Annotated in this window: 14 protein-coding genes, 2 tRNA genes and 1 pseudogene; 8 read left to right on the top strand and 9 right to left on the bottom strand. The window is 60.4% G+C overall.

The window, feature by feature from the left end:
* Nucleotides 1-50 precede the first annotated feature (50 nt).
* The 5 genes from IFT66_RS04475 (at nucleotide 51) to IFT66_RS04455 (ending at nucleotide 5,986) form a co-directional block, all read left to right on the top strand.
* Nucleotides 51-671 carry a TerC family protein gene (locus tag IFT66_RS04475; protein WP_192076850.1) on the top strand — a complete coding sequence of 207 codons (621 nt, stop codon included), beginning with the start codon at nucleotides 51-53 and terminating at the stop codon, nucleotides 669-671.
* Between the two features lie 345 nt (nucleotides 672-1,016).
* Nucleotides 1,017-1,424: a hypothetical protein gene (locus tag IFT66_RS04470; RefSeq protein WP_092662217.1), complete on the top strand. Its 408-nt coding sequence runs from the start codon at nucleotides 1,017-1,019 to the stop codon at nucleotides 1,422-1,424.
* Nucleotides 1,425-1,501: 77 nt separating this feature from the next.
* The gene (gene secD / locus IFT66_RS04465; RefSeq protein WP_192076849.1) at nucleotides 1,502-4,036 is read left to right on the top strand and encodes a protein translocase subunit SecD; all 2,535 of its coding nucleotides are present in this window, start codon (nucleotides 1,502-1,504) and stop codon (nucleotides 4,034-4,036) included.
* Between the two features lie 76 nt (nucleotides 4,037-4,112).
* On the top strand, nucleotides 4,113-4,553 hold the full coding sequence (locus IFT66_RS04460; protein WP_062457227.1) for a YqaA family protein: 441 nt from the start codon (nucleotides 4,113-4,115) through the stop codon (nucleotides 4,551-4,553).
* Nucleotides 4,554-4,627: 74 nt separating this feature from the next.
* Nucleotides 4,628-5,986 carry an APC family permease gene (locus IFT66_RS04455; protein ID WP_192076848.1) on the top strand — a complete coding sequence of 453 codons (1,359 nt, stop codon included), beginning with the start codon at nucleotides 4,628-4,630 and terminating at the stop codon, nucleotides 5,984-5,986.
* Nucleotides 5,987-6,014: 28 nt separating this feature from the next.
* Here the strand turns inward: IFT66_RS04455 and IFT66_RS04450 are convergent, their stop codons facing one another.
* Complete coding sequence (locus tag IFT66_RS04450; RefSeq protein ID WP_192076847.1) at nucleotides 6,015-6,695, bottom strand: HAD-IA family hydrolase; 681 nt, start codon at nucleotides 6,693-6,695, stop codon at nucleotides 6,015-6,017.
* Between the two features lie 136 nt (nucleotides 6,696-6,831).
* On the opposite strand from IFT66_RS04450, the gene IFT66_RS04445 reads away from it, so the two are divergent.
* Nucleotides 6,832-7,602, top strand: a complete 771-nt coding sequence (locus tag IFT66_RS04445; protein ID WP_192076846.1) for an SDR family NAD(P)-dependent oxidoreductase — start codon at nucleotides 6,832-6,834, stop codon at nucleotides 7,600-7,602.
* 13 nt (nucleotides 7,603-7,615) lie between these two features.
* Here IFT66_RS04445 and IFT66_RS04440 read toward each other — a convergent pair.
* The 4 genes from IFT66_RS04440 to IFT66_RS04425 all read right to left on the bottom strand — a co-directional run bounded on the left by IFT66_RS04440 (nucleotide 7,616) and on the right by IFT66_RS04425 (nucleotide 13,216).
* Nucleotides 7,616-7,691, bottom strand: a tRNA-Thr gene (locus IFT66_RS04440).
* A gap of 155 nt (nucleotides 7,692-7,846) precedes the next feature.
* A complete protein-coding gene (locus IFT66_RS04435) occupies nucleotides 7,847-11,029 on the bottom strand; it encodes an efflux RND transporter permease subunit (protein ID WP_174196713.1) in 3,183 nt (1,060 codons plus the stop codon).
* A 147-nt stretch (nucleotides 11,030-11,176) separates the two neighbouring features.
* Complete coding sequence (locus IFT66_RS04430) at nucleotides 11,177-12,349, bottom strand: efflux RND transporter periplasmic adaptor subunit (protein WP_192077133.1); 1,173 nt, start codon at nucleotides 12,347-12,349, stop codon at nucleotides 11,177-11,179.
* Between the two features lie 72 nt (nucleotides 12,350-12,421).
* Nucleotides 12,422-13,216 (bottom strand): alpha/beta hydrolase fold domain-containing protein, encoded by a 795-nt coding sequence (locus IFT66_RS04425; RefSeq protein ID WP_192076845.1) that lies wholly within the window; start codon nucleotides 13,214-13,216, stop codon nucleotides 12,422-12,424.
* A 162-nt stretch (nucleotides 13,217-13,378) separates the two neighbouring features.
* Here IFT66_RS04425 and IFT66_RS04420 point away from each other — a divergent pair, with 162 nt between their 5' ends.
* Nucleotides 13,379-14,317 carry a LysR family transcriptional regulator gene (locus tag IFT66_RS04420; RefSeq protein WP_192076844.1) on the top strand — a complete coding sequence of 313 codons (939 nt, stop codon included), beginning with the start codon at nucleotides 13,379-13,381 and terminating at the stop codon, nucleotides 14,315-14,317.
* Nucleotides 14,318-14,325: 8 nt separating this feature from the next.
* Here the strand turns inward: IFT66_RS04420 and IFT66_RS23890 are convergent, their stop codons facing one another.
* The gene (locus IFT66_RS23890; RefSeq protein WP_446737870.1) at nucleotides 14,326-14,445 is read right to left on the bottom strand and encodes a BA14K family protein; all 120 of its coding nucleotides are present in this window, start codon (nucleotides 14,443-14,445) and stop codon (nucleotides 14,326-14,328) included.
* 192 nt (nucleotides 14,446-14,637) lie between these two features.
* Nucleotides 14,638-14,730 (bottom strand): annotated as a pseudogene (locus tag IFT66_RS23885) (BA14K family protein); the annotation flags it as partial.
* A 545-nt stretch (nucleotides 14,731-15,275) separates the two neighbouring features.
* On the opposite strand from IFT66_RS23885, the gene IFT66_RS04410 reads away from it, so the two are divergent.
* Nucleotides 15,276-15,560, top strand: a complete 285-nt coding sequence (locus tag IFT66_RS04410; protein WP_192076842.1) for a hypothetical protein — start codon at nucleotides 15,276-15,278, stop codon at nucleotides 15,558-15,560.
* A 37-nt stretch (nucleotides 15,561-15,597) separates the two neighbouring features.
* Here the strand turns inward: IFT66_RS04410 and IFT66_RS04405 are convergent.
* Together IFT66_RS04405 and IFT66_RS04400 are read right to left on the bottom strand one after the other, a co-directional pair.
* Nucleotides 15,598-15,673, bottom strand: a tRNA-Lys gene (locus tag IFT66_RS04405).
* A gap of 183 nt (nucleotides 15,674-15,856) precedes the next feature.
* Nucleotides 15,857-16,771 (bottom strand): PhzF family phenazine biosynthesis protein, encoded by a 915-nt coding sequence (locus IFT66_RS04400; RefSeq protein WP_192076841.1) that lies wholly within the window; start codon nucleotides 16,769-16,771, stop codon nucleotides 15,857-15,859.
* Nucleotides 16,772-16,856: the final 85 nt, after the last annotated feature.

The following is a 16,856-nucleotide window of genomic DNA, read 5'->3' as shown; positions in this document are numbered from 1 at the left end:
AGCGGATAGAGGAAATTACCTCCAATCCTTCCCATTCAGGCCTCCCTATCATGGATCTATTTACCGCTGCTGGCTTGGCTGCCCTCGTCGAGGTCATTGCCATCAATCTCGTGCTGTCCGGCGACAACGCGATCGTTATCGGTCTTGCCGCTGCCGGCCTTCCGGCGGACATGCGCAAGAAGGCAATCCTGTTCGGCATCGCGGCCGCAACCGTGCTTCGTCTGATCTTTGCAGCGGTCACCTCATACCTTCTCGGCATCGTCGGGCTGCAGCTTGTCGGCGGCCTGTTGCTCGCCTGGGTGTGCTGGAAAATGTGGAGCGAACTGCGTGCCCACGATACGGCAGACGCCGACGCGCTCAACGCTGCGGCCGCCAACCAGCCGCAAAAGACGTTTTTTCAAGCGGCAATGCAGATCGTCGTCGCTGATGTGTCCATGTCACTGGACAACGTCCTTGCCGTTGCCGGAGCTGCTCAGGAGCATTCCGCAGTCCTGATCATCGGTCTCGTCGTGTCGATTGCGATGATGGGTATCGCTGCCAATTTTGTGGCGAACCTGCTCAACCGCTACCGCTGGATCGCCTATCTCGGCCTCGCCGTTATCGTCTATGTCGCAATCACCATGATCTATCACGGCATGATCGAAGTCTTGCCGCTGATCCAGTCTGCCTAGTCGTTTCGGCTCGTTTTGAAACAGCGGTTTAAACGCTCATTATCATACAATCGAGATTGACCGTTGAATCAGAGCGCTGCCATTGAAGCAGGCCGGCTAGCAACGTTAGGTGGTCGCAGCCGGCAATAACCGGTCAGGGGCTCGCGGACCCCCAGCTCGAAAGTGCTGGTGAGCCCCGTCCAATCGCTGACTGAGGTCAAGGCCGGTTCGCGCCCGACGCGAGGCGGGTCAAACTTCGGTTATCCCCCGCCGTGATGAGATTGACCGTACCAGCACTCTCCTTTAGAAGCGGCATTCTTCCGAAGCAGGCTCTTCGGTGTGACGAGTATTCCGGAGTTGGAACGGATGGCGGTGTTTCCGGCAGGAACACGAGAGACGGCCCGGTGCGCGCAGGACAAGCTCCCGTCGCAATGGGCAGTCTTTGTCGCGGCACTGCTGATCGCCTTCGTCGCTCTTCTGTCTGGTGGCCTTCGTGACAGCCAGGCAATTTTGCGCATTGCGCATTCCAGCGAGAAGAGCTCGGAGACACCACAAGCCAGCAAACGCGATCCTATTCGCACGCTGGCGACTGCCGACCGCAGGGAGGCTGGTCCCAGCCAGTGGAGCGGCGCAGACGGCGCTTTGGCTTTCACCGCCTCGACACTGACGATTCCGGAATTTGCTCAGGCGATTGCATCCGCGCTCACCGATGCCAATCCTATCGGCACGCATTGGCCGGTTCCGCTGCCGCGCGCACCGCCCGTCGTCTCCTGAGCGCGATAGTCGAACCTCACACGCATACGGCCCCTTGCTGCGAAACGCGCAACCGGGGCGAAGCAGGATCTTAAAACATGAGAAATTCACCCTGGCTGGTGGCGAGCTATATCCTTGTCATCGTGTTCGGCTTCCTGGTGGCGATGCCGAACATTCTGCCGCAATCGGTCCTCGACCGCGTGCCTTCCTTCCTGCCTCACAGCCGTGTGTCGCTCGGTCTCGACCTTCGCGGCGGTTCGCATCTGGTGCTGGAAGTGGACCGCGCTGATCTCATCAACGAGCGTGTCCAGGGCCTGATCCAGGATGCACGCCGCGTTCTGCGCGAAAAGAACCTCGCAACATCGGCTATCCGTCGCTCGGGCGAGGCTGTGCTTGTTACGCTTCGCGATCCAGCGCAGCGCGATCAGACCGTCACCGAGTTGCAGACGCTCGCGAACCCGATCGGGCTTGGCACGACGGTTGGTGGCAGCGACCTTTCCATCACCAGCCAGGGCGACAACACGATTTCCATCGCCCAGACGGATGCGGGGATCACCTCCCATATCAACGCTGCCGTTGAGCAAAGCCTTGAGATCATCCGCCAGCGCGTTGACCAGGTCGGCGTCGCCGAGCCGACGATCCAGCGTGTGGGTTCGGACCGCGTTCTCGTCCAGCTTCCAGGCGAACAGGACCCTTCGCGCCTGCGCCAGCTTCTCGGCTCGACCGCCAAGATGAGCTTCCACCTTCTCGGTGACCAGGGCCAGCCGGGCGTAACCATGATCGCAGACGAGAGCGGTCAGCAGTATCCGGTGCTCGACCGCGTCGAACTCTCCGGTGACCGCCTGACCGATGCCCGCGCTGCCTTCGACCAGCAGAGCCGCCAGCCGATCGTCACCTTCCGGTTCGACAGTGCCGGTGCAGCCCGCTTTGCCCAGATCACACAGGCCAATGTGGGCCGTCCGTTTGCGATCGTGCTCGACAACAAGGTGCTCAGTGCACCCGTCATCCAGACGCCGATCACCGGCGGTTCCGGTCAGATTTCGGGCAGCTTCACGCCTGAGGACGCGACCACCCTTTCCGCGCTGCTGCGCGCCGGCTCCCTGCCCGCCAAGCTCACTGTCATCGAAGAACGCACCGTCGGCGCCGACCTTGGCTCCGATGCGATCGAAATGGGCATCTTCACCGGCCTCATCGGCTTCGTCCTCGTCGTCTGCTTTATCTTCTTCCTTTACGGAAGCTGGGGCATTCTGGCCAACGCTGCGCTTCTCATCAACGTCGTCCTGACCTTTGCCGGCCTCACCTTGATCGGGTCGACGCTCACCCTGCCCGGCATCGCCGGCGTGGTGCTCGGCATTGGTCTTGCAGTCGATGCGAACGTTCTGATCAACGAGCGCATCAAGGAAGAAACCCGCAAGGGCAAGAGCGCGTTTGCGGCAATCGACTCGGGCTTTGCCCGCGCCTACTCGACCATCGTCGACAGTAACGTCACGGCGCTGATCGCGACCGTCCTTCTGTTCTGGTTCGGCTCCGGTCCTGTCCGCGGCTTCGCGGTCACCATGGGCCTCGGCATCATGATCTCGATGTTCACCGCCGTGTCGGTCGTTCGCGTCGCGATGATCTACATTGCCGCTCAGCGCAAGCTGAAGAAGATCGAGATCAAGCCGCTTCTACCGATCAATCTCGTTCCAGATGGTACGCGTATCCCGTTCATGAAGGGTCGCTTCATCGGTATCGGCGTGTCGGTTCTCCTGTCGATCGCCTCGCTCGTGCTGTTCGTAACGCCGGGCCTCAACTACGGCGTCGACTTCCGCGGCGGTATCCAGATGGAAGTCGTAACCGCCAACGAAGCGGATCTCGCGTCCTTCCGTTCGGGCCTCAACGAGCTCGGTCTCGGCGAAGTGGCACTGCAGGAATTCGGTGCCCACAACAGGCTCCTGGTCCGTGTCGAACGCCAGCCGGGCGGCGAGATTGCCCAGACGGAGGCTGTCGAGAAGCTCAAGGCCGAAGTCCTGAAGATCGACCAGACTGCCAAGGTCGAGCGTACTGAAGTCGTCGGTCCGAAGGTATCGGGCGAACTTGCAACGGCCGGCTTCCTGTCGGTCCTGCTCGCCTCGATTGCCATGATGATCTACATCTGGGTGCGGTTCGAATGGCCATTCGCCGTCGGTGCCATCGCGACCCTCGTGCTCGATGTGACAAAGACGATCGGCTTCTTCGCGATCACCGGTCTCGACTTCAACCTGACAGCGATTGCCGCGCTGCTGACGCTGGTCGGTTACTCTGTCAACGACAAGGTCGTGGTCTATGACCGCATGCGCGAGAACATGCGCCTCTACAAGAAGATGCCGTTGCGCGACGTGATCGACCTGTCGATCAACGAGACGCTGGCGCGAAGCCTCTACACCTCGGCGACAGCGTTCCTTTCGCTTCTGCCGATGGCGATCTGGGGTGGTAGCGCGGTTTCCAGCTTCGCGATCCCGATGGTGTTCGGCATTCTCGTCGCTGCCCTCTCGTCGGTGTTCATCGCGGCGCCGATCCTGCTGTTCCTTGGCGACTGGCGTACCCGCCACCAGGCTCAGAAGCCTGTTGCAGACGATACAGCCGTCGATTCCAAGCAGATCGGCAACGTCTGAGGCGTTCTACCATCCGGACAAAAGGGCGGGTCGTTTCCCGCCCTTTTTCATTTCCACGTTTTAAACCCGGTTTTCCATGGTCGATCTTGCCGCCTATGCGGGCCTGTTCTTTGCTGCATTCATCGCTGCCACGATCTTTCCGATGCAGTCGGAAGCGGTCCTTGTCGGCCTCATCCTGTCGGATCGCTATGCGCTTGCGGCCCTCGTGCTCACGGCCTCCGTCGGCAATACGCTCGGCTCGGTCGTCAACTGGCTGATGGGATTGGGCGTGGAGCGGTTCCGGGACCGACGCTGGTTCCCCGTCAAGCCTGACAAGCTCGAGAAGGCGAAGACGTGGTATCGCAAATACGGAAAGTGGTCGCTGCTCCTGAGCTGGCTACCGATCGGCGGCGATGCCATCACCGTTGTCGCGGGTGTTCTTAAAGAACCGCTGCCAACGTTTCTTGTTTTGGTCTTCATCGGCAAGACGCTTCGCTATGGCGTCGTCGCGGCTGTGACGCTTGGCGTGATTGGTTAAACCATACCAAACATGGAACAATCGTGTGATGTTCCCATTAGTGTTGCCATGTAGGACCATGTTGGGAGGCAGTCATGGCAGAGGCGTTCGGCGCGAAAGAAGAAACACCTGAACTCAAGCGCGTGATGGGCCCCGGCCTGCTGCTGCTGTTCATCGTTGGCGATATTCTCGGAACGGGGATCTACGCGCTGACCGGACAAGTGGCCGCCGAAGTTGGAGGCGTTGTCTGGCTTCCATTCCTCATCGCTTTTCTTGTCGCCCTGCTCACCGCCTGCTCCTATCTCGAACTCGTCACCAAATATCCGCAGGCAGCTGGTGCTGCGCTCTACACCCATAAAGCCTTCGGCGTCCATTTCGTCACGTTCCTCGTCGCCTTCGCCGTGATGTCATCAGGCATCACGTCTGCGGCGACGGCATCGCGGGCGTTTGCCGCTAACTTCTCGACGTCGCTCGGACTGGATCTTGGGGTCTGGGGCGTACCGCTGATCGCCGTCGGCTTCATTGCGCTGGTGGCGGCGGTCAATTTCCGCGGTGTCGGTGAAAGCGTAAAGCTCAACGTCGTACTGACCGTTGTGGAATTGACAGGCCTTCTCATCATCATCGGCATCGGCCTCTGGGCGATTGCTGGTGGCGAGGGCGATGTGTCGCGTGCCTGGACGTTCGCCACACCGGAAGGCAGCGGAACGTTCTGGCCAGTGGTCGCCGCAACCGGTCTTGCCTTCTTTGCGATGGTCGGGTTCGAGGACTCGGTCAACATGGCCGAAGAGTGCAAGGAGCCAAGCCGTCTCTTCCCGAGAGTGCTGCTGACCGGTCTCGCGATCACCGGCGTGATCTACATTCTCGTGGCAATCTCAGCGATTACTCTGGTGCCGGCGAACGAACTGGGCGAAGGGGAGACACCGCTTCTGAAAGTCATCCAGGCCGGAGCGCCCGCGTTCCCGATCAGCATCTTTGCGATCATCACGATGTTTGCCGTCGCCAATTCGGCGCTGATCAACATGATGATGGCAAGCCGGCTGATTTACGGCATGGCCCGCGAAAATGTCCTTCCCGCCATGCTCGGCAAGGTGCACGCAACACGCCGCACGCCGTATATCGCAATCGTTTTCACATCGCTTCTCGCCGTCTGTCTGATTCTCTTTGCCGGCGGCGTGCCCGCTCTTGGCGGGACGACTGCACTACTGTTGCTTTGCGTCTTTGCGATCGTCAATGTCGCCGTGCTGGTGCTGCGCAAGGACAAGGTAGATCACAAGCACTTCCGGACACCAACGATCTTGCCGGTTCTTGGTGTGATCTCCTGCGTGTTTCTTGCAGGCCCCTGGGCCGGTCGCGATCCGGTCCAGTATGCCATTGCCGCCGCCCTGCTTGGCCTCGGCGTCATACTGTGGATCGCCACCGTCCAGTTCATGAAAACATCCAGCAGGGCTGCCTGACCGGTACCAGACGACCGGCGTCAGCCTCTCACGCTCTGGACTGAAAGGTGATGACGCCGTCGTTGGCGACGCTTACGGAAACCCCGGTGTAATCCGGGATTCGGAAGTGCCCCCCTTCGACGTCGTGGGTATGGGTGGCGGTGATCACCATGACATCGGCACCCGCCGCCTCGCCTGCCTTGATGCCGGCAGGGACGTCCTCGAACACCATCACGTTGGAAGGGTCTGCGCCAAGCCGTTTCGCGCCGAGCCTGTAGCCCTGCGGGTCCGGTTTGCCGATCGTGACGTTCTCGGCAGTGACCAGCATGGACGGTATCGCAAGGCCAGCTGCGGCAAGTCTTGCCTTTGCGAGTTCCAGCGGCGACGACGTCACGACACCCCATTGGCCCGCGGGCAGGCTCGCCAGGAATTCAGCAGCGCCCGGTATCTGGACGATACCTTCGACGTCATCGATCTCGCCGCGCAGAACCTTCTCGGCTTCCGCTGCGGGATCAAGACCCGGAAGGTTGAGGCTGGTGATCGTGTCGATGCCGCGCTTGCCGTGCATGAAGGGGAGGAATTTCTCCACGTCGAGCCCCTGCTCTGCCGCCCAGCGTCCCCAGACACGTTCAGCGGAAGCAATCGAATTGAGGATCGTTCCGTCCATGTCGAAGAGAAAGCCGCGATAACCTCTGGTCGGCAGGACGATGACGTTTTGGGAGACTGACAATGCGGAATTCCTTTTGGAGAGACTGACGGGATTTGCAGGACCGGATAGGCATCCGGACTACAGATAGGAGGGAGCCGGCGCAATTGACGGCGAGGTTCGAAGCGTTAGAACTGAGAATGGGAATGGAGAAAACCCTATGAATGAGGATTTGATGGGGCACGCGGATCTGCGCGGCCGCGGCGTGCTGATTACGGGCGGCGGATCCGGCATTGGAGCGGCGCTGGTCGAGGGGTTCGCGGCCCATGGCGCGAAGGTCTCGTTTATCGACATTGCCGACGAACCCAGCACAGCACTGGCGGACCGGCTTTCCGCGATCAACGATCATCCAGTCCAGTATATAAGGGCGGACTTGCGCGATACCGACGCCATCAAACATGCGGTCGATCATGCGGCAGCAAGCCTTGGGTCACTCTCGGTGCTCGTGAACAATGCCGCCTGGGACGATCGCCGGGATCTCGACGATATCACCGAAGATTACTGGGACCTCAGCCAGGCGATCAATTTGAAGCAGGTGTTCTTCACATCGCAAGCCGCCGTGCCGCATATGCGGTTGGCGGGCGGTGGTGCGATCGTCAATTTCTCATCGATCGCCTGGATGCTCAACATGGGTGGCATGCCATCCTACACAACCGCCAAGGCCGGTATCGTCGGTCTGACCAAAAGCCTCGCCGGCAGGCTTGGGCCGGAAAATATCCGGGTCAATGCCATCCTGCCCGGCATGATCGTCACCGAGCGGCAAAAGGACCTGTGGCTGAAGGATGAGGACATCGCCGCGATGATTGGGCGCCAGTGCCTCAAACGCAGCCTGGTGGCGCAGGATGTCGTGGGCCCGTGTCTGTTTCTCGCGTCGAGCGCCGCGGCTGCCATGACCGCGCAGACCTTGGTGATCGATGGTGGCGCGATCTAGCGGGAAAGGAAGATGGTGCCCCTGCCGAGGAATCGAACCTGGATCGGCTGCAAACGAAGCAGCTGCTCTGGCTTTGAGCTACGAGGGGCGTGCGAACTGATTGCCACCGATTGGTAAGCAGCGCAATCACAGCCTTTACCAATGGTTACGGGGTAAGGTTAACCCTGGCCCATTATGGCTTGGCACAATTGAAAATGCCCTGCGGATCCTTCCAGAGGAAGAACCCGCAGGGCTTGGAGGCCAGCTACTCCGCTGGAGAGAGAGCGGGCGGCGCCTCCAAACCGTGCTGCCGCAGGGGCCGCATTCCGGTCATCAGGCGCGCCAGCATATAGAAGACCGGCGTCATGAAGATGCCGAAGAAGGTCACCCCGATCATGCCGGAGAATACCGCGATGCCCATGGCGACGCGCATTTCCGCACCGGCACCGGTGGACACGACCAGCGGCACCACGCCCATGATAAAGGCCATCGACGTCATCAGGATCGGGCGAAGGCGAAGGCGGCTGGATTCGACTGCAGCCTCGAACGGCGTTCGGCCTTCGAACTCCAGCTCGCGGGCGAATTCCACGATCAGGATCGCGTTCTTCGCCGACAGTCCGACCAGCACCACCAACCCGATCTGGGTGAAGATGTTGTTGTCGCCTCCCGTCAGCCAGACACCCGTCAGTGCCGCCAGCACGCCCATCGGCACGATCATGATGATCGCAATCGGCAGCGTCAGGCTTTCGTACTGCGCCGCCAGCACAAGATAGACCAGCAGCAGGGCGAGCGGAAACACGATGATGCTCGAATTGCCGGCCAGGATCTGCTGGTAGGTGAGATCGGTCCACTCGAAGGCAACGCCTGACGGCAGTGTTTCGTCGAGGATCTTGGTGATCGCCGCTTCCGCCTGACCGGAGGAAAAGCCAGGTGCCGGCGCTCCGTTGATATCGGCGGCGAGGAAGCCGTTGTAGCGCGTGGTGCGTTCCGGTCCCGTCTGGGCGTCCACCTTGAGGAGCGCCGATAGAGGGATCATCTGGCCCGATTGCGAGCGGACTTTCAATGCACCGATATCCTCGGGCTTTGCACGGAACTGCGCATCCGCCTGCACCCTTACGCTGTAGGTACGGCCGAAGGCGTTGAAGTCATTGACGTAGAGTGAGCCGAGATAGATCTGCAGCGTCTCGAACACGTCGGTGACGGATACGCCCAGCTGTTCGGCCTTGGCACGGTCGAGATCGGCAAACAGCTGCGGGACGTTGATCTGGAAGCTGGAGAAGATGCCCGCCAGTTCCGGAGCCTGCATGGCCTTGGCAATCACGGCCTTGGTTGCATCGTCCAGTGCCTGGTAACCGTAACCGGCACGGTCTTCGAGTTGCAGCTTGAAGCCGCCCGTGGTGCCGAGGCCGTTGACCGGCGGCGGCGGGAACATGGCGATGAAGGCATCCTGGATACCGGCAAACTTCTGGTTCAGTGCCATGGCGATGGCGCCGCCCGAAAGCTCCGGCGTCGTGCGGTTCTCGAAGTCGTCAAGCACCGCGAAGACGATGCCGGAATTCGATCCGATCGTGAAACCATTGATCGACAGGCCCGGGAATGCAATCGCATGCTCGACGCCCGGCTGCTTCAGGGCGATGTCGCTCATGCGCTTCACCACATCTTCGGTACGGTCGAGCGTTGCCCCATCCGGCAGCTGTGCAAAGCCGATCAGATACTGCTTGTCCTGCGCCGGCACAAAGCCGCCCGGCACCGCGTTGAACACGCTGTAGGTTGCACCGATCAGGGCGAGATAGATCACCATGACGATACTCTTGCGCGACAAAAGCCCGCCCACCGTGCGGCCATAACCGTTCGAAGCGGAACCGAAGACCCGGTTGAAGCCGCGGAAGAACCAGCCGAACAGCCAGTCCATGCCACGCGTCAGCCGGTCCTTCGGGGCATGATGCCCCTTGAGCAGAAGAGCTGCCAGTGCCGGCGACAGGGTCAGCGAGTTGATCGCCGAGATCACCGTCGAGATGGCGATGGTGAGCGCGAACTGGCGGTAGAACTGGCCGGACAAGCCCGAGATGAAGGCGAGCGGCACGAACACGGCGACGAGAACGAGCGCGATCGCGATGATCGGTCCGGAGACTTCGCGCATTGCCTTGTAGGTGGCGTCGCGCGGATTGAGACCGTTTTCGATATTGCGCTCGACATTCTCGACGACGACGATCGCGTCATCCACGACAATACCGATCGCCAGCACCAGGCCGAACAGCGTCAGCGCGTTGATCGAGAAGCCGAGTGCATACATCACGGCGAACGTGCCGATGATCGAGACCGGAACCGCGATCAGCGGAATGATCGAGGCACGCCAGGTCTGCAGGAAGACGATGACGACGATGACGACCAGCGCGATAGCTTCAAGCAGCGTATCGACGACCTTTTCGATCGACGAACGGACGAACTGCGTGGTGTCATATACGATCTCGTATTTCACACCTTCCGGCATCGCCAGTTGGAGCTGATCCATGGTCGCGCGGACCGTATCGGCGATCTCGATCGCATTCGAGCCCGGAGCCTGCAGGACCGGGATGGCGACTGCCGGACGTCCGTCGAGAAGCGAACGCAGCGTATAGTCGGCGGCCCCCATCTCGACCCTTGCGACGTCGCGAAGCCTGGTGATCTCGCCGTTGGAGCCGCTCTTGACGATGATGTTGGCGAACTCTTCAGGCGACTGCAGACGTCCCTGCGCGTTGACGTTGAGCTGCAGATCGGTGCCCGGCAGGTTCGGCGAGGCACCGATAATGCCGGCTGCGGCCTGGACGTTCTGCGCACGGATTGCGTCCGTCACATCGCTTGCCGCGAGATTGTGCTCGGCAGCCTTTTGCGGATCGATCCAGACACGCATGGAATAGTCGCCAGCGCCGAAGACTTGGACCTGACCGACGCCCTCGATCCGCGCCAGGCGATCCTTGACGTTCAGCGTCGCGTAGTTGCGAAGGTAGGTGAGGTCATAACGGTCGCTATCCGAGACAAGGTTGACGACCATGATGAAGTCGGGCGAACTTTTGATCGTGGTGATGCCGAGCGCCCTCACCTCGGATGGCAAGCGCGGTTCAGCCTGGCTGACGCGGTTTTGCACCAGCTGCTGCGCCTTGTCCGGATCTGTGCCGAGCTTGAAGGTCACGGTCAGCGTCATAACGCCGTCCGATGTGGCCTGGCTCGACATGTAGAGCATGTCTTCGACGCCGTTGATCTGCTCTTCTAGCGGAGTCGCAACCGTCTCGGCAATCACGACCGGATTGGCGCCGGGATAGGTCGCTTTCACCACGACCGAAGGCGGAACCACGTTCGGATATTCGGAAATCGGAAGTGCGCGCATGCCAAGCAGGCCGGCGACCACGATCAGGATCGACAGGACGCCGGCAAAAACCGGTCTGTCGATGAAAAATCTTGAAATATTCATTGTCTAAGCCCTCTCTCCAGGGTCGAACAGAAACAACAGGCTCCCCTCTCGCGGCCTGTGCAGGCCGCGAGTGCTTACCGTGTCTCGCAATTGTAGTTTTGGTTGCGGCCCGCCCCTTCCAGTTAGGAAAAAGCAGACCGCATCAAGTCACTTGGTGGCGACTTCGTCCTGCGGTGCCACGATCGCGCCCGGGCGGATGCGCTGTAGCCCGCTGACGACGACACGATCGCCGGCAGAAAGGCCCTTTTCGACGATCCGCTGACCATCGATCACCGATCCGAGCTGAACCTGCCGGTAGCCGACCTTGTCGCCCGCCTCGACAACCAGCACGAACTTCTTGTCCTGATCGGTGCCGATCGCCTTTTCGCTGACGAGAAGGCGATCTTCGGCCTTGGGTTCACCCATGCGGACCCGCACGAACTGACCGGGGATCAAGCGCCCGCCCGGATTGTCGAAGACAGCGCGGACGCGGATCGTGCCGCTCGCCGCGTTGACCTCGTTGTCGATCAGCTGCAGCTTGCCACGGACAGGCGTCGTTGACGCGAGCGTGCTGGCCTCAACCGGAACGTCGCCAATCGCCGGCACGCCGTCCTTGACGTCGACCTGGGCCAGTGTGCGGGCCACCAGTTCTTCGGCTGCATCAAAGCTTGCGTAGATCGGGCTGCTCGACACGAGCGTCGTCAGCACCGCCGAGGCAGAGCCTGCCGCCACGAGATTGCCGACGGTGACTTCAATGCGACCTGCACGCCCGGAGATCGGGGCACGGATCTGGGTATAATCCAGATTGATCTGCGCCGATTTCAGCGTTGCCCTCGCTGCCTGTACATTGGCGATCGCTTCGGCGCGGGCGCTCTGACGCTGCGAAAGATCGCTCTGCGATATGGTGTTGCGCGAGGCGAGCGTCCTGCCCCGTTCCAGCTCGGTGTCGGCATAATCAAGCCTTGCCTGGGCGGATGCCATCTGTCCCTCCGCCTGAGCGACGGCTGCCTTGTAGGGCTCGGGATCGATCGAGACCAGAAGATCGCCTTCCTTTACGAGACCGCCTTCACGGAAATGCACGGACAGGATTGCGCCGGCCACCCTTGGGCGAACCTCGACGCGATCAACAGCTTCCAGACGGCCGGAAAACTCTTGCCAGGTGGTGACGTTCTTCGGCTGCACGGCGGCAACCGTGACCGGCACCGCCGGCTGAGCCGCCGCTTCCGCGGGGGCCGCATGGGCGCCTGTCGGCGTATCGATAGAGAGCGAAGCGCCTGCAATGAGCGCAGCAACACTTATTCCGGCGCCCCACGGGGCCCAGTTTTTGATCTTCAACATAATCATGATCTCCTGACGGTCCTGCCCCAGGGAGGAGGAGAAAACCGTTGTCAAACGCTAGAAATCGACGTCTGCTTATTCACTCAACGTTTCGACGAAGCCTTTGAACTCGGCGGATAGACCCGCCATCCAGTTCCCCTGCCCGCCCTTGTAAACACCCGTCCAGCCTGCGCCTTTCGGGAATATTTTCTGCCTGACCGAGACGCCCGAGGCTTCGAGCCGGTCCGCATAGTTGACAACCTCGTCATGCAGCGGATCGTCTTCCGAGCTCACGACCAGAGCCGGCGCAAGACCGGATAGCCGCGAACACAGACAGGGCGCAGCATAGGGATGCTGGAAACCGCAGGCCGAACGCAAATAATGGCTCCAACCGTCGGACCATATTTCGCGCATGCCGATTTCGTCGGCCCGACGAAACGATTTCGAGGCCATCATCGGATCGATCATCGGCGACAGAAGGATCTGCCCCCGAAGTTCGCCCGGCAATTGATCTCGCGCCTTCAAAGCCACGCCCGCTGCCACATTTCCGCCTGCCTCGTCGCCTGCAATGAAAAGCGGAGAACGGGTGGACCCGAAGCGCTTGCGGTTGCTGCTGAGATAGGTCAACGCCGCGAAGGCGCATTCCATTGCCTGCGGAAACAAATTGCCGGAGGCGGCACCATAATCCGCCTCGACAACGATCGAACCCGCCTCCGAAAAGACTCTGCCGATCGGCGTTTCACGGTCCCGCACGCCATCTTGCTGGAATGCGGAGCCGCGCAGATAGAGTATAATCGGCGCGACCTTGGCTGCCGGCTGGCCTTCGTAACGGTGTATGCAAACGGGCAGGCCTGCCCATTCGATATCCGCGTTCTTGTTCCAGTCCGTCATCCAGTCCTCCTCGCTATGGAGCCAAAAAGCCACATTGGCGAAAGGCATCTTGCCGAATAACTTGACCCTGATATTATTGTTCCTGACAGAACTCGCAAGTCGCTGAAATCGGCAACACTGTTCCGGATAGGCGAATAATACAACTTTTCGAACGGGATAACGATGGACCAGCTTTCCTCTATGCGCGTCTTCGTGCGCGTCGTCGAAACGGGCAACTTCACGCGTGCTGCCGCGACCCTCAATATTCCCAAGACCACGGCCACCAACATGGTCCAGGGTCTGGAGGCGCATCTGCGCACGAAGCTCCTCAACCGCACGACACGTCGGGTGATGGTCACGACCGATGGAGCACTCTACTACGAGCGCGCCGTGCAGATCCTGTCGGAGCTTGAAGAACTCGACGGCACGATGTCGAAATCGCAGAACCAGCCCACCGGCCGACTGCGTGTCGAGATGGCAGGCGCGTTCGCCGACCTCGTGGTGATCCCCAACCTGTGCGAATTCTACCAGCGCTACCCGCAGATCCAGCTGGATATCGGGGTCGGCGACCGGCTGGTTGATTACATTGCTGAAAATGTCGACTGTGCTCTTCGAGGCGGCACGCCCAAGGACCAGTCGCTGATCGCGCGTAAAGTCGGCGAGCTTCGCATGCGCAATTACCTATCCCCGAAATATCTTGAGCGATTCGGTATGCCGACCCATCCGCGAGATCTGGAGACCGACCATTTCTCTGTCGGTTACCTGAACGCGACGGCCGGCCGGATCATGACCTTCGACTTTTGCAAAGAGGACGAGACGCTGGAGATCATACCGCGTTACGTTGTCTCGGTGAATGATGCGCGCTCCTACGTCAACGCGGCGGTCGCGGGGCTCGGGATCGCGCAGGCGGCGCGGTTCATGGTCCAGGACCACGTGCAAAAGGGCGAACTCATCGAGATCTTCGCCGAATGGGAGTGCGAACCGCTGCCGCTCTACATTGTCTACCCGCAAACCCGGCACCTTTCCAACAAGGTCCGGGTCTTCGTGGATTGGCTTGCCAAACTGGTTCAAGGCTTGAAGGAAGACGAACAGCCGACGGTCACATTGCTGAAAACGGGCTGAGTTAGGTCTCAGCCGTAGGGGGACTGACACGTGCGGCGCATGCCGCCGTAGGACGTGTAGCTGTTGTCATTGGGGCGGTATGAACGATAGCGCGACAGGCACCACTCTTCGTGCGCCGGGTTCCCCATGGATGTTGCGTCGTATGAGGCGTTTTGCGGCGAAGACGAGCGGTCAGTTTCACGCACAAGACGGCCGTCTTGACCACGCCCGATCATCGTGCTCGTGGCGCTGACCTGCTGAACCAGCCCCTGCTCTTCGATGCCGGTGTCTTCGTTGCCAGAAACAATGTTGTCCTGACCATGCGACATGGCGACCGGTGACTGGCAAGCCCGACGCTGGCCACCCCTGTAAGGCTGGTAGGTGTTGTCCTCGAGCCTGTAGGAACGGTAGCGCGCGAAGCACCAGTCGGCATGCGCCTGGTTAACCGATGCATCGGACACAGGATCTACCGACGCCTGGTCTGCCTCATCCAAGGAAGCCGTCTGGACGCCATCCACCGCATCCGTCGCCTGGTCCTGGGCAGCTACGGGCTGCCCCTGCGCATCCGACGCCGGCAGATCGATCTTTGCGGTCACGGCAGCAATCCGCTCGTAACGCTGATCGCCGCTGCTCACGACCACGGGTGTCGAGGTCCAGAGATCAGGATGGTCAACGTTGGAAAAGCGATGAGGCGCCGGCTCGGCAATGAGATAGGCCGTAGCCGCAACGCCACTCAAGAAGACCGTGACGGCCAAGACAAGCCCGCTCAGAAGTAGAAGGATCGCTTTCACGACGAGGATGCTCCGCAGATTTTCAACATGCGGACAAAATGCATGCGCGCGCAGAGGGTTCCGAACGAATTGCAACCTCGCCCGAGACAAATGCAGGGTGGTACAAAAAAGCCGACATTTGCTCGGCAGGAGGCCCCAGAGTTGCGCTATTCAGATTGTGATAGACTATCATACGGGAGGAGATTCCGATGAGAACCCTGATCGCTGCCTTTGCGGTCACGCTCGCCGCCTTGCCGGCTGAAGCACAGCAGTTTCGCAATACCGAAATTCAGCCGGATGGGACGGGCGGATATTACGGCACCTATGGAAACGAGAATTTTGAAGGACGGCCACAAGGCGATGGCGTCTCGGGACATATGGGTGGACGCAGACCCGGTGTCATCGAGGAACGGCCCTCACCACGCCCCGGAAGCGTCGGCGCGACGCAGCGAAACTGCGTCGTCAACGGTAACGGAAACGCCATCTGCCGGTGAAACCGGCATTTGAACATTTCGATGTAAAGGATTGATTTGGTGGGTGATGTAGGGCTCGAACCTACGACCCGCTGATTAAGAGTCAGCTGCTCTACCAACTGAGCTAATCACCCGTAACCGGTTTGGCGAAGCGTCGTTTCCGCCGGTGTGAGGGCCGTATAAAGAGGAAGTTTGGGCTTGTCCAGCACCTCCCGCGAAATTTGTTGGATCAGCGGCGTCTTTTTTGCGCCAGCGAACTGCCTTTGCGAGGACATCCGGACTTATGGTAACAAAATCAACGGGTTGAAAAATATCGCCTAGATTTCGATAATGCCTTCGGCAAGTCGGATCGCTTGTCCGCCGATCCGGGCTTTTGCAATGGCCCCTTCCTGCACATCGATATGGAGATGGATAAAGGACGGACGTCCCATCTCGACGCCTTGCTCGATCAGAAAAGGGTAATGCCCATCTGGCAGGCCGTCGAAATGATGGATCGCGCCGGACAATGCCGCTACCGCCCCACCCGTGGCTGGGTCTTCAGCGATGCCCATATCCGGCGAGAACATTCGGGCATGAAATTTCGCCTGATGATGAACGCCGCCGCGGCAATAGACATAGGCCGAAGCGAGCGCACCCTCGACGAAGGGAGCGACCTTCTCCCAAAGCGGCGCATCGAATTCCATGTCCTGGACAGTTGCAAGATTGTGCAGCGGGATCATCAGGAAGGGCACACCGGCGCTCCAGATCGACGCGACGTGGTTTTCGAACCCGATATCCGTCAGCTCGACGCCGAGCGCGTCCGCGATGCCCTGACGGTTCAAAGCTAGGTCGATCCGCTGCGACTTCTTCGGCAGATCGAACTCGGCGAACCCCACCTCCCCCTGGCGCAAACGCACGGCGCACCGAACCGGACCGACCGCCTCTTCAAGGACGCAGACCAGATCGAGATCGCTGTCGCGCCCGTTGGTGCGCTCGGCAAGGGCGATGGCCGTCCCGACCGTCGGATGTCCCGCGAACGGAAGCTCCCGGCCCGGTGTGAAGATTCGCAGCTTTGCCGAATGGGTGGTGTTTGTCGACGACTGGACGAACACCGTCTCCGAGAGGTTCATTTCCTTGGCAATGGCCTGCATCGCGCCATCGTCGAGACCATCTGCATCGAAGATGACCGCAAGCGGGTTGCCGGAAAGCTTAGCGTCGGTGAAAACGTCATAGATGCTGTAGGGACGCGCCAATGCAAACTCCTCCTCATATACCGGGCGCAAAACTGCCCGACGGCGTCCCGTGGCGCAACCCCTGATCAACGTCACCGCCTGGTGA

It is taken from the genome of Rhizobium sp. CFBP 13726, assembly GCF_014841925.1.
In the GTDB taxonomy this organism is placed as follows: Bacteria; Pseudomonadota; Alphaproteobacteria; order Rhizobiales; family Rhizobiaceae; genus Neorhizobium; species Neorhizobium soli.
This window is presented reverse-complemented; position numbering and strand designations above follow the sequence as displayed.